Here is a 23,512-nt window from a genome sequence, read left to right as displayed (position 1 = left end):
CCAACGCCGTTCGCGCTGAGCCTGTCGAAGGGCCAGCGTCACCCGACCCTGACCCTTGGGCGAACGAAACGCTGTCCTACAGCCGCCAAAATCCCGCACATCATCGCGGATGAAGCAGGCCGCCACTCAGTCCACAGTTCCTGTCACCTTCGGGATGCCGTCGACCAACGCATTGCGAGCCATTCGCACGTTCGGGACCCGATTCCGAGCGTTACGTAGCGCAAACTTGGCAAACTTCCGCGCCCAATTCGGACGCCGGATCACCCCCGCAGACGCTCGATCCCCTGCGCCAGCGCGACGTACAATTTGCCCGCATCCGACGACAGCAGCGTCACGCCGAGCGGGGTTCCGTCGCGATTCGCCAGCACGTCGCGGAGCATCGCCTCGAAATCGTGGATGTAGCGGTTCACCTGATCGCGGAACGCGTAATCGGCTTCGTAGAGCTGGCCGATCTGCTTGACCGCGCCGCCATCGATCAGCCGCACCGCGCGTCGCGCGAATACGCCGCGATCGCCCTTCAGATACGCCTCCCAGGCGGTGTCCGAGACCTCGGTGGAAAGCACCGCCGTTACGTCGATCGCCGTCGATTTCAGCGCCTCGATCAGCAGCGCCATGCGCCGGCCGAAGCTGTCGGCGTCACTCTTCGCCAGTCGCTTGCGGCTCTCCTCCAGCCGCACCTCGATCGCGCTGGTCGTATCAACCATGACCTTCAACTGCCGCAGCAGGTCCGCATTCGACTGCTCGATCACCTCGACCGCACGCGCGCCGGCCTCGCCGATCCGCGCTACCTTGCCCTCGACCTCGGCCGCGATCGCCCCTTCGATCGCGCTGCGGCTGGCGTCACCCAGGCTCGCCGCCGCCTTCGGGACGATCGCGGCAATCGCCTCTTCGGCCCGCTGCGCGGCCTGCATCGCCGTCTCGCGGACGCGGATCATTGTCTCGACCAGCCGCGCCGCTGAACCCTCGGACAGGTCGCGTGTGCGTCCCTCGATCTCGCCGATCGCGCCGGCCAGTTCCTCGGCATTGCCGCGCGCCGCCGCCACGCACTCTTCGACCTTCGCGAAATACGCGCCGAGCGTCGCAACCTGTCGGTCGAGCGCGCCATCGGCGGCCGCCAGCCGGCTCGCCACCGCATCGGCCCCGCCGATCAGCGCCTCGACCTTGGGCAGCGCCTCGTCCACCACACGCTGGCTCTGCACCGCGCGTGCCTCGACCCGCTCCAGCGCGTCGGGAATGCGGATGTCGATGCCGTCGAGGCAGGCGTCGAGTTGCTGGCGGAGCGTCTCTGCGCGCTTCAGCGTGACGCTTGCCGCCAGATCGCCCGCTGCCATGGAGTTGGTCAGCTGCTCGATTTCGCCGCGCAGCGCCGCGAGCGCCCCGTCCAGCTGCCCCGTCTTGGCGAGTCCGCTCTCGCCGATCACGACATAACGTGTCTCAAGCTCCACCAGATGTCGGGTGATCCGTGCGAAGACGGTGCTGTTGTCCTGATCGTGGATGGCCAGCCGGTCGCCCAGCGTATCCAGCTGCGCCACCACCGCCTCGATCCGCTCGCCCAGTTCGGCGGCGGCGCGCACGCCCGCCTGACCGAGCGCCACCTGGCCCTGATCGACCATCGCCAGCATCGCGGCGCTCTGCTGGTCGATGCCGGCGCGGGTCTGCTCGAACGCTTCCGCCGCCTGCCGCAGCGAGAATTCCAGCGCCTCGGAGACGCGCGCTGCATGCGCCGCGACGCGCTCCTCGCTCGACTGCGTCAGCGCCTCGATCTCGTGGAGGACGGCGGCCAGACCGGCCGCGCCCTTCTGGCCGGCGTCGCCAGCGGCGCCGGCGCGCTGCGCCAGTTGGGCGAGCGCCGTCTCCAACCGGGTCGCGCCCTGTTGCGCGTTGTCCTCCGTCTCGCGGATCGCCGCTGCGATCTGCTTCACGCGCTGCTCGGCTTCGGGAAGGTCGCCAAGCAGGATACCGATGTCGGTCTTCGCCCGCTCGGCCGCTTCGTCCAGGGCGGTCGCCTGCCGGCCGAGTTCGGCGGTGCCGCTCTTCAGCTGCGTCCCGATCTGATCCAGCCGCCCGCCGGTCCGCTCGCCGAGCGCCGCCAGTGCATCGGCCTGTCCGGCGATCGCCGCACTCTGCGCCTCGATCCGCGTGTTGATGCGGGCGAGCAGGCTTTCCAGTCGCAGGGTCTCGCCCTGGATCGTCGCCACGGAGCCGCCGAAGCGCGCGACCTCCCGGCGCGGCGATCGCCGCCAAAGCAAGTATCCGATGCCGAGGAGCGCAAGCGGGCCACAGCCCACCGAAATCCAGCTGACGATGACCGGCACCGATGCCACCCGCCCGGACAATGCCAGCACCGTTCCCCAGGCCGAAACGCCGATCCACAGCAAAGCCGCCGCGATCAGCAGCCCCGCCGGCCAGCGCGGCTCGGCCGGCAGCTCCGCCGCTGGTTCGATCCAGCTCAGCTCTTCCTCGGCAACCGCTGGTGTCGTTTCGTCCACCGCGATCTCCCCGGCCGGCATCTGCGTTTCAAGATAAAGCGGCGCGACGCGCCTTGCCCCCAATGTCATGACCGGCAATGTATCAGCTTTCGCGACCCGCGAAAGGGCGGGTGCGAGCGAATGGGGGCTGGACGAGACCTTGGGACTGAGCGCGCTGATCGCGGCGAGCGAGCCGGCGGACGAGGGCGGCGGGCTGCGTGCCACCCTGCTGCTGGCGGGCGATGCGCTGATCGAGCATCAGGCGCGACAGGTCGCCCTGGCCGGCGCGGACCACATCGTCATCCTGGCCGAGCGCATTCCGGCCGCGCTTGCAGCCGCCGTCGACAGGATGCGCCGCAACGGCCTGCGCGTGGATATCGCGCGCACCAGTGCGGACGCCGCCGACCGGATCCACCCCGATGCGCGCCTGATCGTACTGGCCGACGGGGTGGTCGCCGATCAGGCGGTGATCGACCGCATCATCTCCGCGCCCGGCGCGGCGGTGGTCGTGGTTCCCGACGCGGCGGAGAACGAAATCTTCGAACGGATCGATGGGCAACACCGCTGGGGCGGCGTCATGCTGTGCAGCGGCGACGAACTGGCAGAGACGGTCGCCATGCTCGGCGAGTGGGAGCTGGTCTCGACCCTGCTGCGGCGGATCTTGCAGGGCGGTCCGGCAAGGCTGGCGGCGCTGGCGGGGGATCACATCTTCCTGGTGCGGGATACAGCCTCGACCGAAGCGGTAAGAGAAAGGCTGGTTGCTGCCTCCAACGCGCCTGCCGGAAGCTGGGTCGCCCGCTACATCTATGCCTGGCCTGAAAGGCTTGCCGCACGCGCGCTGCTCCGCCGGGGTGTGCCACCGGCCGTGCTCGAGGCGGCGGCGCTGCTGCTCACCATCGTCGCGGCTGCCGCCTTCCTCGCCGCGCCCGCCTGGGCCGGGCTGCTGATCCTCGTCCTTGCGGGAGGAGTTGCGTCGCTTTCGGCACGCATCATCCGGCTAAAGTTGCGGCAACCGCCCGCCCGCGATCTCTTTGACATGGCACGTTGGATCGCGTCCGGCCTGGCCCTCTTGGGCCTGACATGGGCGCTCTCGCTCCGGGCGGGATGGGGAACTTGGGCGCTGGCGGCCGCACTGGTCGTGGCGATGCGGGGCGTGGCGGCGCAGACGATGATCCTGCGTCTGACGCGCGGGCCGACCGCGCAGCCTTCGCGCTGGATAGCCGATCGGGACGCTCTGCCGCTCGTGGCGCTGCCGTTCGCCGCCGCCGGCTTGCCTGTGATCGGCCTCGCATTTGGCGCTGCCTATGCCGGTCTGTCCCTGCTTTGGACACAACAGATGCTGCTGAGGCCACAACGTGGTGAATAGCGACTAGCGGGTTGCCGCCCGGGCCGTCTATCATCCCTCCATGAATTCCCATCGGGAAAGCGGGCGGGGGGGACGCCTGTCATTCTCACTCGCGCGCGAGGGAGCCGATTCGCGCGTCGATCAGGTGCTTCGGGAGGTGTTGTCACCGCCCGAACATCGGCTGAGCGATGCGGAACGGGCGACGATGTCGGCGATGATCACCGGCCTGGTGCGAGAGATCGCCACGGTGTTGCACCACGTTCTGGGCCTCCCTGCCGTTGATGAGGAACAGCTCGTTCGCGTCCATGCGCTGCTGGAGCGAGCGAGCTTCATGTCGGATCGCGGTCTCGCCAGCGCTCTGCTGCTTCGCGCGGACGGCTTGCGCTTCGCGACCATGCCGCCCGCTGAGTGGGCGAAGCGACTGCCGCCCGCGTTGCGATCGATCGAACCGCGCGACATTGCCGCTTTCCACACCTGCCTCATCAGGCGTGCGGATCACGGCGGATCGGCCCGTCTGCTCGCGGCGGATCTCGACGCCGACGTACGGCAGCGGCTGGTCTGGTCGGTGGCTTCTGCCGTCGAACTGGCCGCTGACGATGTCGCGGATGCGCATCTCGCCCGCGCCGTCACGGTCGCCTGTGCAGCATTCGAAAGGGCCGGGTCGATCGACGCGGCGGCGGTGCGTATCGGTACGGCGGTCGCGCGGCAGGAGCATTTTGAGACTGCCTTGTGCGACCTCGTGGTGCGCGGCGATGTCGAGATCGCGGCAGCGGTTCTAAGCGTCAAGCTCGACCTGCCCTATCGCACCGTCCTTGCCGATATTCTCGACCGCGATGGCCAGGCGCTCGCGACGTTGCTCCGTGCGGCCGGGCTACCGCGTGAGGCGGCCGCGCAGATGCTTTTTACCGTGAGTGAAGCGACGGCGCTCCAGGCGCTCGCCGCCTTCGACCTCAGCGATGAGCGTCACGCCATGCGCACGGTGGCCCATCGGCGCCGGACGATCAGCGACGGCGGCAGCCGCGCCGCGATGTTGGGTGAGGCATGAGCGGAGCCGCGACGGTACGCGGGCGGGTCGATCTGGCCGGCCGGCTGTCATCGGCCGACGGGTTTCTGAACGCCGCTAATCGCCGTGCGGCCGGCCAGCCCTCCGGTACGCTCGCCCTTCCACCGCTTGCCGTGCTTGCCGAGCAGGCGCGCGAAGCGGGAATCCCTATCGACAGACGGGTGCGCTTCGCGGCGGGAGACGAAGACATCGCGGCTCTCGCGGGCGCCGAGCCTTCGGACCACGGTATCGCCCTTAGCCTCACTGAACTCGAGGCCGCCGATGCCGACCGGTCCGCCGACACAATCGCTGCCGATCGGCTGATCGCGGCGCTCGCTCCGGCGGGAGAGAGCGGCGTGGGGTCGAACGAGGTCGAACAGGCGTTGCGCGCTGTGATTGAGGGTGTCCTGGACGATGCGCGCCGGCTGGCGACCCTGACCGACAAGGACGGCGGCGGGGCCTATCGGGAGTATGCGACCGATATCCTCTCGGCCGCCGGCCATCTCCTGGCGCTGCTTCTCGACATTAACAGCCTGTCGGAGGCGACCGAGGCGTTCGATCCGGTCCCGTTCGATCTTGCCGAGGTCGCCCGATCGGCGGCCCTCTGGCTGGAGGCGGAGGCACAAGCACGGCAGGTCACGGTGGACCGGCCGGAGGGCGGGTTCGTCGTCGCTGCCTTGGGAGAGCCGCGGCGCTCACGCCAGATCCTGATCAACCTCATCACCAACGCGATTGGCCATGCGCCACCGGGATCCTGCGTGTCGATCCGCTGTTTCGACGTGGATGGCTATGGTGTCGTTACTGTCGAGGACGAAGGGCCTGGCGTTCCGATCGAGGAGAGCGAGCGCATTTTCGAGCGCTTCGTGCGCATCGGCGGACAGACGCGCGACGGTGTAGGCCTGGGCCTGTACATCGCGCGGCGGCTCGCCCGATCGATGGCGGGCGACCTAGTGGTCGATACCGCACATCGAGGGGGCGCCCGCTTCGTCCTGGCCGTGCCGCAGCGGGCGACGCTTTCCTAGCGCTGGTCTACCGGTACGTAGTCGCGCTGCTCGGACCCGACATAAAGCTGGCGCGGACGGCCGATCTTCTGCTCGGGGTCGGTGATCATCTCGTTCCACTGCGCAACCCAGCCGGCGGTGCGGGCAAGGGCGAAAAGCACGGTGAACATAGTGGTCGGGAAGCCGATCGCCGACAGGATCACCCCCGAGTAGAAGTCCACGTTCGGGTAGAGCTTCTTCTCGATGAAGTAGTCGTCCTCGAGTGCAATCCGCTCCAGCTCGCGTGCGGTGTCGAGCACCGGATCGCTGATGCCCAGCTTGTCAAGCACCTCGGTCGCTGCCTTCGACAGCACCTTCGCGCGCGGATCGAAGTTCTTGTAGACGCGGTGGCCGAAGCCCATCAGGCGGAACGGATCGTCCTTGTTCTTGGCGCGTGCGATGTACTCCGGGATACGATCCGGCGTGCCGATCTCACGCAGCATGTTGAGCGCCGCCTCGTTGGCACCGCCATGCGCCGGGCCCCAGAGGCAGGCGATGCCCGCCGCCATGCAGGCGAACGGGTTCGCGCCGGACGAGCCGGCAAGGCGCACGGTCGAGGTGGACGCGTTCTGCTCATGATCGGCATGGAGGATGAAGATCTTGTCCATCGCGGACTCGATCACGGGATCGACCTCATACTCTTCCGCGGGCACGCCGAAGGTCATGCGCAGGAAGTTGCCGGTGTAAGACAGGTCGTTCTTCGGATAGAGGAAAGGCTGACCGACCGAGTACTTGTACGCCATCGCCGCGATCGTCGGGATCTTGGCGATCAGCCGGTGGCTGGCGATCTTGCGCTGCTCGGGGTCGTCGATGTCCGTGGAGTCATGGTAGAAGGCGGAAAGCGCGCCAACCACACCGCACATGATCGCCATCGGGTGCGCATCACGCCGGAAGCCACGGTAGAAGGTCGCCAGTTGCTCGTGGACCATCGTGTGGCGGGTGATGGTGTAGGTGAAGTCCTTCAGCCCCTCGGCGCTCGGCAGGTCACCGTTCAGCAGAAGGTAGGCGACCTCCATGAAGCTCGACTTCTCGGCCAGCTGATCGATCGGATAACCGCGGTGGAGGAGGACGCCGGCATCGCCATCGATATAGGTGATCTTGGACCGGCAGCTCGCGGTCGAGGTGAAGCCCGGATCATAGGTGAAGCGGTCGGTCGCGCCGTAAAGCTTTCGGATGTCGACGACCTCCGGCCCGATGGTGCCGTTCAGGATCGGGTATTCGCCGCCCTGGCCTTCGATCTCGATCTTCGCGCTTCCGCCCATATGATGGTCTCCAAAGATGCCGGCCGGTCAGGCCAGCCGGTCGTTCAGTCTTGCCAGGCTCTCGTCGCGACCGAGCAGCACCAGCACGTCGAAAATACCCGGCGAGGTGGTCCTCCCGGTCAGCGCCGCCCTGAGCGGCTGCGCCACCTTGCCAAGTCCCACCCCCGCCGACTCCGCGACACCCCGCACCGCAGCGTCGATCGGTCCTTCGGCCCACTCGGTCACGCCGTCAAGTGCGTCACGCAATTGCAGCAGAAGCTCTGCCGCACCGCCCTCCAGCAGAGCCGCCGCCTTGTCCTCTATGTCGATCGGTCGCGTTCGAAACAGGAAGCTTGCACCCACCGCCAGCTCATTCAGGTCCTTGGCGCGGACCTTCAGCACCGGCATGGCGCGGCGCAGCAATTCGGCATCCACATCGCGTCCGGTCGCGGCCTGAACGAGGGGCAGGACCAGATCGGCCAACCTGCCGTCATCCGCATCGCGAATGTAGATACCGTTCAAGTTCTCGATCTTCTTCACGTCAAACCTGGAAGGCGATCGCCCGATGCCGTTGAGATCGAAGAGCGCGATCGCCCGGTCGCGGGAGATCACCTCCTCGTCGCCATGCCCCCAGCCGAGACGGAGCAGGTAGTTGCACAGCGCCTCGGGCAACAGGCCCATGTCGCGATACGCTTCGACGCCCAAAGCACCGTGTCGTTTCGACAGCTTCGCCCCGTCCGCACCGTGGATCAGCGGGACGTGCGCATAGACCGGCTCCGGCCAGCCCATCGCGCGGATCAGCGCCAACTGACGGAAGGCGTTGTTGAGGTGGTCGTCGCCGCGGATGACATGGGTGACGCCCATGTCGTGGTCGTCTACCACCACCGCCAGCATATAGGTGGGCGTGCCGTCGGAGCGGAGGAGGACCATGTCGTCCAGCTCGGCATTTCGCACCGTTACCGGACCCTGCACGCGATCCTCGATGGTCACCTCGCCCTCGCGCGGTGCCTTCAGGCGGACGACGAAGGGGGCGTCACCACCCTCGGAAGGATCGCGGTCGCGCCAGCGGCCGTCATAGCGGAGCGGCAGGCCCTTGGCTTTTTGCTCGGCGCGCATCACCTCCAGTTCCTCGGCGGTGGCGAAGCACTTATAGGCATGGCCCCGCGCCAGCAGATTGCGCGCCACCTCGGCATGACGATCGGCGCGGGCGAACTGGAACACAGCGTCCCCATCCCAGTCGAGGCCAAGCCAGCGCATCCCGTCCAGGATCGCGTCGATCGCCGGCTGGGTGGAGCGGGCGCGATCGGTGTCCTCAATGCGAAGCAGGAACTTGCCGCCGGTGTGCCGGGCGTAGAGCCAGTTGAACAGGGCGGTGCGCGCGCCCCCGATGTGCAGGAAGCCGGTGGGGGAGGGGGCGAAGCGCGTGACGACCGGGGTGGCCGCCGCTGCCGGGGTGCTTGCGCTCAAGCGCATATTCTCCAAGGATCGGCCCCGAAATCATCCGAAGGCCCAGGAAATCGGCACGGCCCCTAGCATAGCCCTCCGCCTGCTTCAAACCACGTCGCCGGTACGGGCCGACGCGCGGATTGAAGCCGTGTTGGAGGCGGAGCGGGACCATCTGCCGCTTTGGCTACCGGTCGCTTTTGGCGCAGGCATCGCGGCCTGGTTCGCGGTTCCGACACAGGACGGCTGGATCGGGTTCCTCGCCATCGCAGGCGCGATCGGCGTAGCCGCCGGTGCTTCGGGCCATGGTGGCCGCTTCTCGCGCGCTATCCTCATAGGCGCACTCGCGGCCGTTCTGGGCTGCCTCGCGATTTGGGCCAAGGCGGAGCGGGTCGCCGCTCCGCGCCTCGATCGTCCCCGTGTCGTGACGCTGTCCGGTCCGGTCGAGCGCGTCGAAGGCCTGCCGGCACGCGGCCTCATTCGCCTGACGATCGCCACACCGCTCACGGCGGGCGGTCCACCCGCCCGCGCCCGTGTGAATGTGGCAGAGGAGGATGTGCCTGCCGGCCTTAGCATCGGCGATACATTGTCGCTCCGCGCCCGCCTGATGCCGCCAGGTGAGCCGGTTCTGCCGGGCGCATATGACTTCGCCCGCGTTGCCTGGTTCGACGGCATCGGCGCGACCGGTCGGGCCTTTGCCCCTGTTACGATCACGGCAAAGGGTGAGCCGCCATTCGGCCTTTCCCGCCTGCCGCAATGGCGGGCGCAGCTTTCCCGCCACATCGAGGCGCAACTGCCCGGCTCGCCCGGCGGCATCGCTACCGCCTTCGTGACCGGAGACGAAGGCGCGATTGCGGACGCGGATGCCGAGGCGATGCGGCGCAGCGGTCTCGCGCACCTTCTGTCAATCAGCGGTCTGCATGTCACCGCCGTTGTCGGCGCGGCGATCCTGCTGACGATGCGTCTCCTCGCGCTTAGCCCACGTCTTGCGCTGCACTGGCCGCTGCCGCTCATTGCGGGCGGAGCGGGGGCCGTCGCCGCGATCGGCTACACGCTGCTCAGCGGCGGCGAGGTGCCGACAGTCCGGTCGTGCATCGCCGCACTCCTCGTCCTCGGCGGCCTTGCGCTTGGGCGGCAGGCGATCACCCTGCGGCTGGTGGCGACGGGCGCGCTGCTCGTTCTCGTCTTCTGGCCGGAGGCGCTGGCCGGTCCCAGTTTCCAGATGAGCTTCACCGCCGCGACCGCGATCGTGGCGCTCCACGAACTCCCGCTCACCCGCCGCCTGCTCGCGCGCCGGGAAGAGGGTAGGGGATGGCGGCTCCTGCGCGCGCTCGGCGGACTGATCGCCACCGGTCTCCTCATCGAAGCGGCGCTCGCCCCGATCGCTTTGTTCCACTTCCATAAGGCTGGCCTCTACGGCGCTTTCGCGAACATCGTCGCCATCCCCCTCAGCACCTTCGTCATCATGCCTCTGGAGGCGGTGGCGCTGCTGCTCGACATCATCGGCCTCGGCGCGCCGTTATGGTGGGCGACCGGATTGGCAATCGAGGCGCTGCTCGCCATCGCCCGTGCCGCCGGCGACGCACCGGGCGCGGTCGCCGCTCTCCCGTCGATGCCGCCTGCCGCTTTCGCTCTGATGGTGGCGGGCGGGCTGTGGCTTGCGCTGTGGCGCACACGCCTGCGCCTATGGGGCCTGGCACCGGCGCTGATCGGAGTAGCAATGGCTCTCATGACTCCTGCGCCGGACCTCCTCGTCACGGGTGACGGTCAGCACTTGGCGCTGCGGACATCCGATGGACGCTTCGCCCTGCTTCGGCCCCGTGCCCGAGACTACACCCGCGACACGCTCGCCGAAATTGCCGGCAGCGACGAAGCCCTTCTCGATCTCGAAATGCTCCCCAACGCCCGCTGCACCCGCGACTTCTGCATGGCGCGCGTCGCGCGGGGTGGGCGAAGCTGGACGGTCCTGGCGAGCCGCAGCGACCAGTTCGCGCCGATCCGCCAAACCAATCGAGCCTGCGCGATGGCCGACATTGCCGTTAGCGACCGGCGACTGCCGCGCAGCTGCCGCCCAAGATGGATTAAGGCCGACCGAACGCTCCTCGCGGAGACCGGCGGCCTGGCCATAGACTTCGACCGTGTCCGCGTAACGGCAGCACGTCTGCCGCGCGACGATCACCCCTGGCGCGCGGTCCGGCTCAATACCGCCGCAACAGCCCGGCCAGCCGGCCCTGGATCCGCACCTGCGCTGGGGCGTAGCGTTGCGGATCATAGGCGCGGTTCGCCGGATCGAGGCGCACCATCTGCCCCTCACGGCGGAAATACTTGAGCGTGGCCTCGGCGTCATCGACGAGAGCGACGACGATCTCGCCCTCCCTCGCACTATCGACGCGGCGGATGAGCGCATAGTCGCCGTCGAGAATGCCGGCCTCCACCATCGAATCTCCGGAAACTTCGAGGGCGTAATGCTCACCGGGGCCCAGGAGGGCGGCGGGAACGGAGAGTGAGCTTTGCCCCTCCAGCGCCTCGATCGGCATGCCGGCCGCGATACGCCCGTGCAGCGGAATCTCGATCACGTCGTTGGCCGCAACCGGCGGTGTCACCGGCACTTCGCTCTTCACCGGCGTGTTGGTGTTCGCGGCCGCAGGTGCCGCCTTCTTCGCCGGAACTCCCTCAGGCAGCCGAAGAATTTCCAGCGCGCGGGCGCGGTTCGGCAGGCGGCGGATGAAGTTGCGCTCCTCAAGCGCGCTGATCAGGCGGTGCACGCCGGATTTAGACTTCAAGTCCAGCGCCTCTTTCATCTCCTCGAACGAAGGCGACACTCCGCTCTCCGCCAGACGGTCGCTGATGAAGCAGAGGAGGTCGTGTTGCTTGCGCGTCAGCATGTCGGTGCCCTCACTCGGGAACGAATGTGGAACAGGTAGTGAATGTTCCGCGATGCTGTCAACAACATTCGCTTGGGGCGAACTCAGTCGCCGGTCAACAGGCGCTCGGTCGCGGTCCGGACATCCGCCTGCCGCATCAGGCTCTCGCCCACCAGGCAGGCACGCACGCCATATTCGGCCAGCCGGTCGAGATCGGCGCGGCTGCCAAGGCCGCTCTCGGCGACGATCAGGCTGCCTTCGGGCGCAAGCGCGGCGAGATCGATGGTGCGGCCGATGTCGACGGTGAAGTCGCGAAGGTCGCGGTTGTTGACGCCGATCAGGCGCGACCGCAGGCCGGCGGCGCGCGCCATCTCGGCGGCGTCGTGGACCTCGACCAGCACGTCCATGTCGAGTTCGATCGCCGCCGCCTCGATCTCCGCCATCTGCCCGTCGTCGAGCGCCGCGACGATGATCAGGATCGCGTCCGCACCCATGGCCCGCGCCTCCGCCACCTGCCACGGATCGACCATGAAGTCCTTGCGCAGGCAGGGGAGCCCGCAGGCGGCACGCGCGGCGATCAGGTAATCGGCGCTCCCCTGGAAATACGGCTCGTCGGTGAGGATCGACAGACAGGCGGCACCACCGGCCTCGTAAGCGCGGGCGTGGGCAGGCGGGTCAAAATCCCCTCGGATTAACCCCTTAGAAGGCGATGCTTTCTTGATCTCTGCAATCAGCCCGGTCCCAAGGGTCTCGACTTTCGTGCGTAGCGCCTGCTGGAAGCCGCGCGGCGGTGAAGGAGCAGGCCAGTGCGAAAGGCCCTGCGGCCTGCGCACGGCCACTTCTTCATACTTGGTCTGAAGGATCGCTTGTAAACGGTTAGAGGTCATCGGCTAAAGTCGATCCAGCAGTCGAGCAGCGCCTTGGCCAGCCCCTTGTCGATGGCCTCGGCGGCTTCTTCGGCTCCGTCGCGAAGCCCGTAGACTTCACCGGCCACCTTCAGAGCGGCAGCGGCATTGAGCAGCACGGCATCGCGATAGGGCCCAAGCTCACCCTCCAGCAAGCGGCGCAGCGCGGCGGCGTTGTAGGCGGCGTCACCACCCCTGATGGCGTCGAGGGGATGGTCGGGCAGCCCGGCATCCTCCGGCGTGACCTTGCTGGAGGCGAGGCCGTTCGCCGACAACGTCACGGCGCGGCTCGGCCCCGCGATCGATAACTCGTCGAGGTTCTCCTCGCCCGCGACCACCATCGCGGCATCGCTGCCGAGCAGCTCGAGTGCCTCGGCCATCGTTTCGAGGTAATCGACCCGAGCCACCCCAATCAACTGGCGGCGCACCCCTGCGGGATTGCAGAGCGGACCGAGCAGGTTGAGGATCGTCCGCCGCCCGATTGCCTTGCGGACCGTCGCAAGGCGACCGAGCGCCGGGTGGTACTTCTGCGCGAAGAAGAAGGCGATGCCGAGGTCGGCCAGGCTCTCCTCCGCCGTCTCTGCGGCGCGATCGAGATCGAGACCGAGCGCCTCCAGCGTGTCCGCAGCCCCGGCCTTTGAGGAGGCGGCGCGGTTGCCGTGCTTGGCGACCGGTACGCCGCAGGCCGCGACGACCAGCGCCACCGCCGTCGAGATGTTGAGGCTGTGCGCGCCGTCACCGCCGGTGCCGCAGACGTCGATTGCGTTGGCGGGAGCGGCCGCGCGGATCATGCGGGCGCGCAGCGCGCGCGCGGCGGCGGCGATCTCGATGCTGGTCTCGTCGCGCTCCGCCATGGTGACGAGGAAGGGCGCGATCACCTCCGCCTCGACCTTGCCGTCGAGGATGTCGGCAAACGCCGCCTCCGCCGTCGCACCGTCGAGTGGCGATGACGGGTCGGGAAGGAGGGTGATCGTGGTCACGCCCGCTCCAGCACCTTCACGCCCGCCTCACGCAGGAAGTTGGCGATCAGGTCGTGACCATGTTCGGTGGCGATGCTTTCCGGGTGGAACTGGACGCCGTGGATCGGCAGGCTTGCATGGCGGAAGCCCATCACGGTGCGGTCCGGCGCGCGCGCGTTGACGAGGAGCGACGGAGGCAGATCTTCCTCCGCCACGATCAGCGAGTGATAGCGGGTGGCAGTAAACGGCGTGGGCAGGCCCTTGAAGACCCCCGTGCCATCATGTTCGACCGGGCAGGTCTTGCCGTGCATCAGCTGGGCCGCGCGCACGACGCGTCCGCCGAAGTGCTGGCCGATCGCCTGATGGCCAAGGCACACGCCGAAGAGCGGGCGGCGCTGCTCCGCGCAGGCGGCGACAAGGTCGAGGCTGATCCCCGCCTCGTTCGGCGTGCAGGGGCCGGGGGAAATCAGGAAGCCGGCAGCACCTGAGGACATCGCCTGGCCGACACCGATTTCGTCGTTCCGCACCACTTCCACCTCGGCACCAAGCTCGCGCAGGTAATGCACGAGGTTCCAGGTGAAGCTGTCGTAATTGTCGATGACCAGGATCATGGCCGGGTCTTAGCGAGCGCTCGTCCTCACGTCATCCGTATCTTGTTCGTCATCCCAGCGCAGGCTGGGATCTATCCGGCGATTTGTCTAAGAGGCGAGTGAGCGCGAATGGATGCTGACCTTCGTCAGCATGACGACGTTCAGGAGTTGATGATGCTGCTCGCTACCCTCCTCGCCATCGCCTCACCGGACAAGCTGCCGCCGGGCGAGCCCGTGCCACCACCAGCGAGCGAGGAAGCCGCCGTGCTGGCACCGGTCAACGCCGTGTTCGCGGCGCTGGCGGCACGGGACGGCCAGGCCGCGCTCGCCCAAGTGGATATGCGCGGCAACGTCACCAGCGTCGATGCCTCGGGCAAGGCCGTGACGCGCAGTTGGGCGGAGTGGGCGGCTGGGCTGAAGCCGGGGCCGCAGCGATATGAGGAGCGGATGCCAAACCCGGCGGTCGAGATCGACGGGGACGTGGCGATGGTCTGGGGCTTCTACACCTTCGCGATCGACGGGAAGTTGCACCATTGCGGGGCGGACCATTTCAGCCTGGTGCGCGCCGACGGTCGATGGAAGGTGCTGAACCTCGCCTGGTCGAGCCGCACGGAAGGGTGCGGGAGTTAACTAGGCAACGACTGTCCTGAGCTAAGTCGAAGGACGGGGAGCAAGCAACCAGCTTTCTCCGCCGTTGCTCCGGCCCGTCAACGCTGTCAGGCGGTGACCGAAAAAAGCGTGACACCCTCGTACTTCTCGTCCGCAGGGTTGAAGACCGGCTGCGGCTCGAACGAGCGCTCGTCCACGCCGCGGATGGAGAGCCCCGCCAGCTTGAACGTGCCGACCTTGATTTCGCGCGGAGGATTGCCCTCGCGCTCGACCGTTACGGCGTCCACATAGAGTTCGTCATGGCGCGTGTAGAGGATGTGGGGTGCCAGCTTCACATCCATGCGGTTGTAGGTCGCGTCGAGGCACTTGCGCCGCGCGATGGCTTCCAGAACGAGCTTGCTGCTTTCCATAAGGTCAGCCTTTCGCCGACCCCAACGCGCACCGCAACCCTATTGTTGCAGTGCAGCAGGCAATTTCACGCTTGTTCGAATTCCAGGATGACGGCGTCCACCGCCAGGCTCTCACCCGGCTTGGCCACCACTTCCTTGACGGTGCCGGTCTTCTCGGCGCGAAGGATGTTCTCCATCTTCATCGCTTCGACCACCGCCAGCGGCTGACCCGCCTGTACCGTGTCGCCCGCCGCGACGTGGATCTGGGTGACCAGGCCCGGCATCGGGCAGAGCAGGAAACGCGACAGATCCGGCGGGATCTTCTCGATCATGTGATGCGAGAGTTCCGCGACATGCGGGCGCATCAGCCGCAGGTCATGCGTGGCACCCCGCGCCGTCAGCTTGAAGCCGAGGCGCGTCTTCTGGATGCGAACGGAGAGCGGCTCGTTGTCGATCACCGCCTCGATCAGGCGCTGCCCGGGAACATAGGCGGCGTGGATCTCCAGCACGGTGCCGTCGACTTCCACCGCGCCGCCGCTGATCGAGACCTTGTGCTCGGCACCGTCCAGCTTCGCTACCCAGTCAGCAGGCGGCGGTGTCGGACCGTTCAGGCGACCCTCGATCTGGGCGGCGCGCGCCGCCTCCGCCGTGGCGACGATGCCGGCGATGGCGGAAAGCTTCGCGGTTAGGCCTTCGCCTGCCGGGGCACCCTGGAAGCCCTCGGGATACTCCTCGGCGATAAAGCCGGTGGTAATGTTGCCGGATCGGAAGCGCGGATGCTGCATCAGCGCGGAGAGGAAGTCGATGTTGTGGCCGATACCATCGATCTCGAACCGGTCGAGTGCGTCGATCTGGCGATCGATCGCCTCCTCGCGCGTCTCGCCATAGGTGACAAGCTTGGCGATCATCGGATCGTAGAACATCGAGATTTCGGAGCCTTCGTAGACGCCGTCATCGACGCGCACGTCGTCACTTTCGGCCGGCGGGCGGTAGCGGACAAGGCGGCCGGTCGACGGCAGGAACCCGCGATACGGGTCCTCCGCATAGACCCGGTTCTCGACCGACCAGCCCTTGATCCCGACGTCCGCCTGACCGAAGGCCAGCTTCTCGCCATAGGCGACGCGGATCATCTGCTCCACGAGGTCGAGGCCGGTGATGTACTCGGTGACCGGATGCTCCACCTGCAGGCGGGTGTTCATCTCCAGGAAGTAGAAGCCTTGGCCGGTCTTGTCCGCGCCGGAGACGATCAGCTCGACCGTGCCGGCGGAATAATAGCCCACCGCGCGCGCGAGAGCGACGGCCTGCTCGCCCATCGCCTTGCGCATTTCCGGCGAAACGAAGGGGGAAGGGGCCTCCTCCACGACCTTCTGGTGGCGGCGCTGCACCGAACACTCGCGCTCGTTCAGGTAGACGATGTTGCCGTGCTTGTCGCCGAGCACCTGGATCTCGATGTGGCGCGGGCTTTCGATGAACTTCTCGATGAACACGCGGTCGTCGCCGAAGCTCGACAGGCCCTCGCGTTTGGTCGCTTCGAAGCCTTCGCGCACGTCCTGCTCGGAATAGGCGAGGCGCATGCCCTTGCCGCCGCCGCCGGCCGAGGCCTTCATCATCACCGGATAGCCGATGTCGGTAGCGATCTTCACCGCCTCTTCGGTATCCGCGATCTCGCCGAGATAGCCGGGAACGACGTTGACGCCCGCTTCCTTGGCGAGCTTCTTGGACTCGATCTTGTCGCCCATCGCGGCGATCGCGCCGGCCGGCGGGCCGATGAACGCGATACCGGCGTCCTCAAGCGCCTTGGCGAAGGAGGTCCGCTCCGACAGGAAGCCGTAGCCGGGGTGGACGGCCTCGGCACCGGTCACCTTGCAGGCTTCGATGATCTTGTCCGCGAGGAGATAGCTCTCGGACGCAGGCGGCGGGCCGAGATGGACCTTCTCGTCCGCCATCTCGACATGCTTCGCCCGCGCGTCCGCGTCCGAATAGACCGCGACGGTCTTGATGCCCATGCGCCGGGCGGTCTTGATCACACGGCAGGCGATTTCGCCGCGATTGGCGATGAGGATCTTCTTGAACACTTATTGTTCCCCGGCGAAGGCCGGGGTCCAGACCCGGCCGTTGAACTGGACCCCGGCCTGCGCCGGGGAACGATAAAGGTGGATCACTCGGCCGCCTCGCCAATGCCTTCAGGCGGCTGATTGTGGCCGAGGAGCTGGAGGACTTCGGTCGCTGCATCGACCAGGTTCGTGCCGGGGCCGAAGATCGCCTGCACGCCTAAATCGCGGAGTACCTGATAGTCCTGCGCTGGAATCACGCCGCCCGCGATGACCTTGATGTCCGGGCGACCAGCATCCTTGAGGTGGCCGATCAGCTCCGGGATCAGCGTCTTGTGACCCGCCGCAAGGCTCGACGCGCCGACCACGTCGACATCCTCCTTCAGCGCAAGGTCCGCCGCTTCCTTCGGCGTTTGGAAAAGCGGCCCTGCCACCACCTCGAAGCCGAGATCGCCGAAGGCCGAGGAGACGAGGTTTGCGCCGCGGTCGTGGCCGTCCTGGCCCATCTTGGCGACGAGCATCTTCGGCTTCTTGCCCTTGCGGCGGCCGATCGCCTCCACGCCCTCGATCAGGCCGCTCCACTTGGCATCGTCGGCATAGGCGCCGCCATAGATGCCTTTCACCGGCGTCGGGAAGGTGCCGTAGCGGCCGAACACGTCCTCCATCGCCTTGGAGATTTCGCCGAGCGTCGCGCGGCGGCGGGCACATTCGACGGCGAGTTCGAGGAGGTTGCCGGTGCCGGCCGCCCCCTCGCGCAATGCATTCAGCGCCGCCTGGCATGCCGCCTCGTCCCGGTTCGCCTTCACCTTGTTGATGCGCGCAATCTGCGCCTCACGCACGGCATGGTTGTCGACATCGAGGATGTCGATCGGGTCTTCCTGTTCCTTGCGGTACTTGTTGACGCCGACGACGACCTCCTCGCCGCGATCGATCCGCGCGGCGCGGGCGGCGGAGGCCTCCTCGATCATCGCCTTGGGCCAGCCGGCGGCCACCGCCTTCGCCATGCCGCCTTCCGCCTCGACCTTCTCGATGATCTCCCAGGCGCGGTCGACCAACTCCTTGGTCAGGCTCTCGATGTAGTAGGAGCCGCCCAAAGGATCGACGACATTGCACATGCCGGTCTCCTCCTGGATCACCAGCTGCGTGTTGCGGGCGATGCGGGCCGAGAAGTCGGTGGGAAGCGCGATCGCCTCGTCCAGGGCATTAGTGTGGAGCGACTGAGTGCCGCCGAGCATCGCCGCCATCGCCTCGATCGTGGTGCGCATGACATTGTTGTAGGGGTCCTTCTCGGTCAGCGAGACGCCCGACGTCTGGCAATGCGTGCGCAGCATCTTCGACCGCTCGTCCTTAGCGCCGAGATTGGTCATTACCCGGTGCCAGAGTACGCGGGCGGCGCGCAGCTTGGCGATTTCCATGAAGAAGTTCATGCCGATCGCGAAGAAGAAGCTGAGACGCCCGGCGAACTTGTCAATGTCCAGTCCCGAGCGGACGCCGTATTTCACATATTCCGCGCCGTCGGCGATGGTGAAGGCAAGCTCTTGCACCTGCGTCGCCCCGGCCTCCTGAATGTGATATCCGGAGATCGAGATCGAATTGAACTTTGGCATCTCCCGCGACGTGTAGCCGAAGATGTCGGAGATGATCCGCATCGAGGGTTCGGGCGGGTAGATGTAGGTGTTGCGGACCATGAACTCCTTGAGGATGTCGTTCTGGATGGTCCCGTCGAGGAGCTTGCGGTCGACGCCCTGTTCCTCACCCGCGACGATGAAGAAGGCGAGGATCGGGATCACCGCGCCGTTCATCGTCATCGACACCGACATCTGATCGAGCGGGATGCCGTCGAACAGGATCTTCATGTCGTCGATAGTATCGATCGCCACGCCCGCCTTGCCGACGTCGCCGGTCACGCGCGGATGGTCGCTGTCATAGCCGCGATGGGTGGCAAGGTCGAAGGCGACGGACAGCCCCTTCTGCCCCGCCTTCAGGTTGCGGTGGTAGAAGGCGTTGGACGCCTCGGCGGTGGAGAAGCCGGCGTACTGCCGGATCGTCCAGGGCCGGCCGGCGTACATCGACGCGCGCACGCCGCGGGTGAAGGGGGCAAAGCCGGGCAGGCCGGGATCCCAACCCTCGACATCCTCTTCGGTGTAGAGCGGCTTGACCGCGATCCCCTCGGGCGTGTTCCAGGTGAGGTCCTTGCCCTTCACCTCCTTCGCGGCGGCGGTGAACCACTTGTCGAGCGTGGGCCTGGCAGACGGTTCGGGCAGGTCGCGGGGCTTTGGGGCCGCGCCCGAATCTTCGCCGGTGTTGGTTTCGATGGTCATGCGTCTACCTCGTCACCCCGGCGCAGGCCGGGGTCCAGTTGTCACCGTCGATCTGGATCCCGGCCTTCGCCGGGATGACGGCAATAAGAAACATCAGTGCGCGCCCTCCTTGGGCGTTTCCATGATCTCGGTCAGCACCCCGTTCATGTCCTTGGGGTGGACGAAGAAGATCGGCGTTCCGTGGGCACCGGTACGCGGCTCGCCGAGCACCTTCTTGCCGAGGCTTTCGAACCAAGCCTTAGCCTCGTGGATGTTAGGCACCTCGTAGCACATGTGGTGCTGTCCACCGGCCGGGTTCTTGGCGATGAACCCGTGGATGGGGCTGTTCTCGCCCAAGGGTTCGATCAGCTCGATCTGGGTGCCGGCCGTGCCGTTCTCACCCGGCGTATCGACGAAGCACACCTTCACTCCCTGCGCCGGCAGGTCGAACGGCTCATGCGCCAGCGTCGCGCCCATCACGTCGCGGTAGTAGGAGAGCGACGCCTCAAGCGAAGGCGTGGCGACGCCGATATGGTTCAGTCGTCCGAGCTTCATCCTTCGATCCTTGGTGGTTCGCGCCCCGATGCCATCGCAGCGCCCTGGATTATGCCTTCAAGACGAGCGACCCGTTCGGCCAGTCGGCCATGACTGTCGCCCAGATCGGAGATGTCGCGGCTCAGATCCTTGAGATCGCTCTCCAGCCGATCGAACCGCTCCTGAATGAGCATGGCGTTCTTGATCGCGCCGAAGGCCTGTTCGAGGACGCTCACAGCGCGGCGTCCGCACGGGCGATCGCTTTCCGGATAGACTTGCGTGCTTCCGCGATCGACTCCCGCATGGAGTCGATCTGTGCATTCCACTTCGGCAGCATGGCCTCGAGTTCCGGCACGATCAGCTTCAACGCTTCCTCATATTCCTGCTCGTCCGAGCGGGCAGCCCGCGCTGCCGCCTTGCGCATGAACTCGCCAGCGGACAGCCCCTGCGTCGCCGCAACAGCCTCGAATGCTGACTTCTCCTGATCGGTCACCAGCACTGTCATTCGAGCATTGCGCATCATCAATCTCCTTCACATTACCTTATAATGTGAAGATGGCTTGCACTCAACGTTACAGCGGGATGTTGTCATGCTTCTTCCACGGGTTCTCGAGCTGCTTGTTGCGCAGCTTCCGCAGGCCCGTCGCGATGCGCTTGCGGGTGGAGTGCGGCATAATGACCTCGTCAATGAAGCCCTTCGACGCCGCCACAAACGGGTTGGCGAAACGGTCCTCGTATTCCTTGGTACGCGCGGCGATCTCTTCCGGCGTCCGCCCACGGAAGATGATCTCTACCGCGCCCTTAGCACCCATCACCGCGATCTCGGCGGTCGGCCAGGCATAGTTGAAGTCGCCGCGCAGATGCTTGGAGCTCATCACGTCGTACGCGCCGCCATAGGCCTTGCGGGTGATGATCGTGATCTTTGGCACCGTCGCCTCGGCATAGGCGAAGAGCAGCTTCGCGCCGTGGGTGATGATGCCGTTATGCTCCTGCGCGACGCCGGGCAGGAAGCCCGGCACGTCCACGAAGGTGACGATCGGGATCTCGAAAGCGTCGCAGAAGCGGACGAAGCGGCCACCCTTGCGTGCCGAGGAGATGTCGAGCACGCCCGCCAGCACCATCGGCTGGTTGGCGACGATGCCGACGGTCCGCCCCTCGATCCGGGCGAAGCCGGTGATGAGGTTGCCCGAATAGGCTGGCTGCACCTCGAAGAAATCGCCTTCATCGACGACCTTCGTGATCAGCTCCTTCATATCATAGGGCTTGTTCGCGCTGTCTGGGATCAGCGTGTCGAGGCTGTAGTCCATCCGATCGTAGGGGTCGTCGGTCGGCCGCTCCGGCACCGCCTCCCGGTTGGACAGTGGCATGAAGTCGAAAAAGTCGCGGGTCGCGGTCAGCGCCTCGATGTCGTTCTCGAAGGCGAGGTCGGCCACGCCCGACTTGGCGGTGTGGGTGACGGCACCGCCCAGTTCCTCCTGCGTCACCACCTCATTGGTGACGGTCTTCACCACATCCGGCCCGGTGACGAACATGTACGAGCTGTCCTTCACCATGAAGATGAAGTCGGTCATCGCCGGCGAGTAGACGGCACCACCCGCACAGGGGCCCATGATCAGGCTAATCTGCGGCACCACGCCTGACGCCAGCACATTGCGCTGGAACACCTCGGCATAGCCGGCGAGCGAGGCGACGCCCTCCTGAATGCGCGCACCGCCGCTGTCGTTGATGCCGATCACCGGCGCGCCGACCTTCAGCGCCATGTCCATGATCTTGCAGATCTTCATCGCGTGGCGTTCGGACACCGCGCCGCCGAAGACGGTGAAGTCCTGGCTGAATACGAAAACGAGGCGGCCGTTGATCGTGCCCGATCCGGTGACGACGCCGTCACCCGGAATCTTCTGTGCCTCCATGCCGAAATCGACGCAGTTATGTTCTACATACATGTCGACTTCTTCGAACGACCCCTCGTCGAGAAGCACGTCGATCCGCTCGCGCGCGGTGAGCTTGCCGCGCGCGTGCTGCGCGTCGATACGCTTCTGTCCGCCGCCCAGCCGTGCCTGTGCGCGCTTCTCTTCCAAGGTTTCGAGTATCTTCAGCATCCTGGAGGCTCTCCGGCGATCAATCGCGCCTTCCACACCAGCCGATCGGCGGATGCGCAAATGTGTTGTTGCGAAGTTGCGGGCCAGGTGTTTGCAAACTAGACCGGCGACATGGTCAGTTCCGTCCGTCGCCGCATCTTCGCGGGCAACCGCATCCGCGACATGCGCAAGCGTCTCGGCGTTGCTCAAGCGACTATGGCGGAGCGGCTGGGGATCTCCGTCAGCTACCTCTCGCAGATCGAGAATGACGACCGTCCCGTCACGCCGCAGGTCCTGATCGAACTTGCCCGCGCATTCCCATTGGAGTGGGCGGATGTCGATCCGGACGACGACAACGCCCTGCTGATCGACGCGGTCGAGGCTGCCATCGACCCGACCGTGCCGAGCGACGCGTTGGCCGAGGAGGCGGTGCGGCGGAGCCTGCGCCAGCAGCCGCTGCTAGCCCGGCGAATGGTAGCCCTTCACGCCGCTTACCGCCGGTCGCAGGAACAGTTGCGGGCGGTGGACGATCGCATCGACAGCGGATCGATCGAAGCGGGCCGACTCCCCTGGGAGGAGGTGCGCGACTGGTTCCACGCCGAGGGCAATTACATCGATGCGATCGACCGTAGGGCGGAGATGCTGGCGGACGCGCTCGGCCTCGGCGAGACGCCTGCTGCTGGCCTCCGCGCGCGCCTGGAGGAGGCGCATGGCGTCACGATCGAGGCCGGGCGCGGGGAGGGGAAGGAGCTTCGCAGCTACGATCCGGACCTGCGTCGCCTCACGATCGACCGTTCGTTGCCGCCGGAAAGCGTCGCCTTCCTCCTCGCGCACGAGCTGATGCGGCTGGAGGCCGCCGAGACGATCGACCGCATCGCCCGGGACGCGCGCTTCCTCTCCGACGCATCCACCCGCATCCTGCGCGTCGGTCTCGCCAACTACGCCGCCGGCGCGCTCCTCATGCCCTATGCCAGTTTCCGGCAGGCGGCGCGCGAGACGCGGCACGACATCGACCAGCTGCGCCAACGCTTCGGGGTCAGCTTCGAACAGGCCTGCCATCGCCTCTCCACGCTGCAGCGGCCGGGTCAGCAGGGCGTGCCGTTCTTCTTCTGCCGCATCGACATGGCCGGCAACATCACCAAGCGGCACTCGGCAACGCGGCTGCAATTCGCCCGTTTCGGCGGCGCCTGCCCCCTGTGGATCGTGCATGAGGCGGTGGCGATCCCTGATCGCATCCTCGTGCAGCTTGCCGAGACGCCGGACGGCACGCGCTACGTCTCGATGGCCAAGGGGCTGGTGAAGCAGACCGGCAGCTATCTGCGCCCCGCGCGCCGCTATGCCGTGGCGCTGGGTTGTGAGGTCGGCCACGCCGCCGACTTCGTCTACGGCGACCATCTCGACCTGCACGGCAGCCACAGCGCCACCCCGATCGGCACATCCTGCCGCATCTGCCCGCGCGAAGATTGCGACCAACGTGCGTTTCCGCCGACGGGACGCGTGCTTGAAGTCGATCCGGATCGGCGGAGCGTCGTACCCTACGGGTTCAGATAGGAGGGCGCACCTCTACGATGATCTGGAACCATAGGGTGGAACGGAAGACTTACCCTGTGGTTGACTCCGTAACCCGCCCGACAAACGCCGGGCTTGTTCCAGG

General features: G+C 66.7%; 19 protein-coding genes and 1 pseudogene. 6 read left to right on the top strand and 14 right to left on the bottom strand.

Going from position 1 to position 23,512, the window contains the following annotated elements; genetic code table 11:
• Window positions 1-260 precede the first annotated feature (260 nt).
• Entirely contained in the window at window positions 261-2,558 is a 2,298-nt protein-coding gene (locus ACM608_RS09880) for a hypothetical protein (RefSeq protein ID WP_419683056.1), read from the bottom strand.
• Between ACM608_RS09880 and ACM608_RS09875 the strand changes: the two genes are divergently transcribed.
• From ACM608_RS09875 to ACM608_RS09865, 3 genes are read left to right on the top strand one after another with little or no spacing between them, the layout of a single operon-like run.
• On the top strand, window positions 2,557-3,834 hold the full coding sequence (locus tag ACM608_RS09875) for a hypothetical protein (protein WP_419683055.1): 1,278 nt from the start codon (window positions 2,557-2,559) through the stop codon (window positions 3,832-3,834). The two genes, ACM608_RS09880 and ACM608_RS09875, sit on opposite strands and share 2 nt — an antisense overlap.
• Before the next feature lie 40 nt (window positions 3,835-3,874).
• Window positions 3,875-4,858, top strand: coding sequence for a hypothetical protein (locus ACM608_RS09870; RefSeq protein ID WP_419683054.1), 984 nt, complete (start codon window positions 3,875-3,877; stop codon window positions 4,856-4,858).
• Window positions 4,855-5,877: a sensor histidine kinase gene (locus ACM608_RS09865; RefSeq protein WP_419683053.1), complete on the top strand. Its 1,023-nt coding sequence runs from the start codon at window positions 4,855-4,857 to the stop codon at window positions 5,875-5,877. The genes ACM608_RS09870 and ACM608_RS09865 overlap by 4 nt, the downstream gene beginning before the upstream one ends.
• Here ACM608_RS09865 and ACM608_RS09860 read toward each other — a convergent pair.
• Window positions 5,874-7,157 (bottom strand): citrate synthase, encoded by a 1,284-nt coding sequence (locus ACM608_RS09860; RefSeq protein WP_419683052.1) that lies wholly within the window; start codon window positions 7,155-7,157, stop codon window positions 5,874-5,876. The genes ACM608_RS09865 and ACM608_RS09860 overlap by 4 nt on opposite strands.
• A gap of 27 nt (window positions 7,158-7,184) precedes the next feature.
• A complete protein-coding gene (gene gltX, locus ACM608_RS09855) occupies window positions 7,185-8,609 on the bottom strand; it encodes a glutamate--tRNA ligase (protein WP_419683051.1) in 1,425 nt (474 codons plus the stop codon).
• Between gltX and ACM608_RS09850 the strand changes: the two are divergent.
• Window positions 8,524-10,245 (top strand): annotated as a pseudogene (locus tag ACM608_RS09850) (ComEC/Rec2 family competence protein); the annotation flags it as partial. The gene gltX and the pseudogene ACM608_RS09850 overlap by 86 nt on opposite strands.
• Window positions 10,246-10,777: 532 nt before the next feature.
• Here the strand turns inward: ACM608_RS09850 and lexA are convergent.
• From lexA to ACM608_RS09830, 4 genes are all read right to left on the bottom strand, one after another.
• Window positions 10,778-11,464 (bottom strand): transcriptional repressor LexA, encoded by a 687-nt coding sequence (gene lexA, locus ACM608_RS09845; protein WP_419683050.1) that lies wholly within the window; start codon window positions 11,462-11,464, stop codon window positions 10,778-10,780.
• Window positions 11,465-11,547: 83 nt separating this feature from the next.
• Window positions 11,548-12,330: an indole-3-glycerol phosphate synthase TrpC gene (trpC, locus tag ACM608_RS09840; RefSeq protein ID WP_419683049.1), complete on the bottom strand. Its 783-nt coding sequence runs from the start codon at window positions 12,328-12,330 to the stop codon at window positions 11,548-11,550.
• On the bottom strand, window positions 12,327-13,328 hold the full coding sequence (gene trpD / locus ACM608_RS09835) for an anthranilate phosphoribosyltransferase (protein WP_419683048.1): 1,002 nt from the start codon (window positions 13,326-13,328) through the stop codon (window positions 12,327-12,329). The genes trpC and trpD overlap by 4 nt, the downstream gene beginning before the upstream one ends.
• Complete coding sequence (locus tag ACM608_RS09830; protein WP_419683047.1) at window positions 13,325-13,918, bottom strand: anthranilate synthase component II; 594 nt, start codon at window positions 13,916-13,918, stop codon at window positions 13,325-13,327. The genes trpD and ACM608_RS09830 overlap by 4 nt, the downstream gene beginning before the upstream one ends.
• 108 nt (window positions 13,919-14,026) lie before the next feature.
• Between ACM608_RS09830 and ACM608_RS09825 the strand changes: the two genes are divergently transcribed.
• Window positions 14,027-14,527 (top strand): nuclear transport factor 2 family protein, encoded by a 501-nt coding sequence (locus ACM608_RS09825; protein ID WP_419683046.1) that lies wholly within the window; start codon window positions 14,027-14,029, stop codon window positions 14,525-14,527.
• A gap of 86 nt (window positions 14,528-14,613) precedes the next feature.
• Here the strand turns inward: ACM608_RS09825 and ACM608_RS09820 are convergent, their stop codons facing one another.
• The 7 genes from ACM608_RS09820 to ACM608_RS09790 all read right to left on the bottom strand — a co-directional run bounded on the left by ACM608_RS09820 (window position 14,614) and on the right by ACM608_RS09790 (window position 21,879).
• Window positions 14,614-14,916 (bottom strand): hypothetical protein, encoded by a 303-nt coding sequence (locus ACM608_RS09820; protein WP_419683045.1) that lies wholly within the window; start codon window positions 14,914-14,916, stop codon window positions 14,614-14,616.
• Between the two features lie 65 nt (window positions 14,917-14,981).
• The gene (locus tag ACM608_RS09815; RefSeq protein WP_419683044.1) at window positions 14,982-16,970 is read right to left on the bottom strand and encodes an acetyl-CoA carboxylase biotin carboxylase subunit; all 1,989 of its coding nucleotides are present in this window, start codon (window positions 16,968-16,970) and stop codon (window positions 14,982-14,984) included.
• Between the two features lie 83 nt (window positions 16,971-17,053).
• Entirely contained in the window at window positions 17,054-19,267 is a 2,214-nt protein-coding gene (gene scpA, locus ACM608_RS09810) for a methylmalonyl-CoA mutase (protein WP_419683043.1), read from the bottom strand.
• Between the two features lie 93 nt (window positions 19,268-19,360).
• Window positions 19,361-19,801 (bottom strand): methylmalonyl-CoA epimerase, encoded by a 441-nt coding sequence (mce, locus tag ACM608_RS09805; protein WP_419683042.1) that lies wholly within the window; start codon window positions 19,799-19,801, stop codon window positions 19,361-19,363.
• The gene (locus tag ACM608_RS09800; RefSeq protein ID WP_419683041.1) at window positions 19,798-20,016 is read right to left on the bottom strand and encodes a hypothetical protein; all 219 of its coding nucleotides are present in this window, start codon (window positions 20,014-20,016) and stop codon (window positions 19,798-19,800) included. Before ACM608_RS09800 ends, mce begins: the two co-directional genes overlap by 4 nt.
• Window positions 20,013-20,300: a hypothetical protein gene (locus ACM608_RS09795; RefSeq protein WP_419683040.1), complete on the bottom strand. Its 288-nt coding sequence runs from the start codon at window positions 20,298-20,300 to the stop codon at window positions 20,013-20,015. The genes ACM608_RS09800 and ACM608_RS09795 overlap by 4 nt, the downstream gene beginning before the upstream one ends.
• 52 nt (window positions 20,301-20,352) lie before the next feature.
• A complete protein-coding gene (locus ACM608_RS09790; RefSeq protein WP_419683039.1) occupies window positions 20,353-21,879 on the bottom strand; it encodes an acyl-CoA carboxylase subunit beta in 1,527 nt (508 codons plus the stop codon).
• Between the two features lie 111 nt (window positions 21,880-21,990).
• On the opposite strand from ACM608_RS09790, the gene ACM608_RS09785 reads away from it, so the two are divergent.
• Window positions 21,991-23,409, top strand: coding sequence for a helix-turn-helix domain-containing protein (locus tag ACM608_RS09785; RefSeq protein ID WP_419683038.1), 1,419 nt, complete (start codon window positions 21,991-21,993; stop codon window positions 23,407-23,409).
• Window positions 23,410-23,512: the final 103 nt, after the last annotated feature.

Source organism: Sphingomonas sp. ID0503 (genome assembly GCF_048565625.1).
In the GTDB taxonomy this organism is placed as follows: domain Bacteria; phylum Pseudomonadota; class Alphaproteobacteria; order Sphingomonadales; family Sphingomonadaceae; genus JBLZUR01.
This window is presented reverse-complemented; position numbering and strand designations above follow the sequence as displayed.

Coding starts and splice junctions, on each gene's coding strand:
- ACM608_RS09880 (WP_419683056.1), bottom strand. CDS start 2,558: ATGACATTGGGGGCAAGGCGCGTCGCGCCGCTTTATCTTGAAACGCAG.
- scpA (WP_419683043.1), bottom strand. CDS start 19,267: ATGACCATCGAAACCAACACCGGCGAAGATTCGGGCGCGGCCCCAAAG.
- ACM608_RS09790 (WP_419683039.1), bottom strand. CDS start 21,879: ATGCTGAAGATACTCGAAACCTTGGAAGAGAAGCGCGCACAGGCACGG.
- mce (WP_419683042.1), bottom strand. CDS start 19,801: ATGAAGCTCGGACGACTGAACCATATCGGCGTCGCCACGCCTTCGCTT.
- ACM608_RS09795 (WP_419683040.1), bottom strand. CDS start 20,300: ATGCGCAATGCTCGAATGACAGTGCTGGTGACCGATCAGGAGAAGTCA.
- trpC (WP_419683049.1), bottom strand. CDS start 12,330: ATGACCTCTAACCGTTTACAAGCGATCCTTCAGACCAAGTATGAAGAA.
- ACM608_RS09870 (WP_419683054.1), top strand. CDS start 3,875: ATGAATTCCCATCGGGAAAGCGGGCGGGGGGGACGCCTGTCATTCTCA.
- ACM608_RS09830 (WP_419683047.1), bottom strand. CDS start 13,918: ATGATCCTGGTCATCGACAATTACGACAGCTTCACCTGGAACCTCGTG.
- ACM608_RS09825 (WP_419683046.1), top strand. CDS start 14,027: ATGGATGCTGACCTTCGTCAGCATGACGACGTTCAGGAGTTGATGATG.
- gltX (WP_419683051.1), bottom strand. CDS start 8,609: ATGCGCTTGAGCGCAAGCACCCCGGCAGCGGCGGCCACCCCGGTCGTC.
- ACM608_RS09820 (WP_419683045.1), bottom strand. CDS start 14,916: ATGGAAAGCAGCAAGCTCGTTCTGGAAGCCATCGCGCGGCGCAAGTGC.
- ACM608_RS09865 (WP_419683053.1), top strand. CDS start 4,855: ATGAGCGGAGCCGCGACGGTACGCGGGCGGGTCGATCTGGCCGGCCGG.
- ACM608_RS09875 (WP_419683055.1), top strand. CDS start 2,557: ATGACCGGCAATGTATCAGCTTTCGCGACCCGCGAAAGGGCGGGTGCG.
- ACM608_RS09785 (WP_419683038.1), top strand. CDS start 21,991: ATGGTCAGTTCCGTCCGTCGCCGCATCTTCGCGGGCAACCGCATCCGC.
- ACM608_RS09860 (WP_419683052.1), bottom strand. CDS start 7,157: ATGGGCGGAAGCGCGAAGATCGAGATCGAAGGCCAGGGCGGCGAATAC.
- lexA (WP_419683050.1), bottom strand. CDS start 11,464: ATGCTGACGCGCAAGCAACACGACCTCCTCTGCTTCATCAGCGACCGT.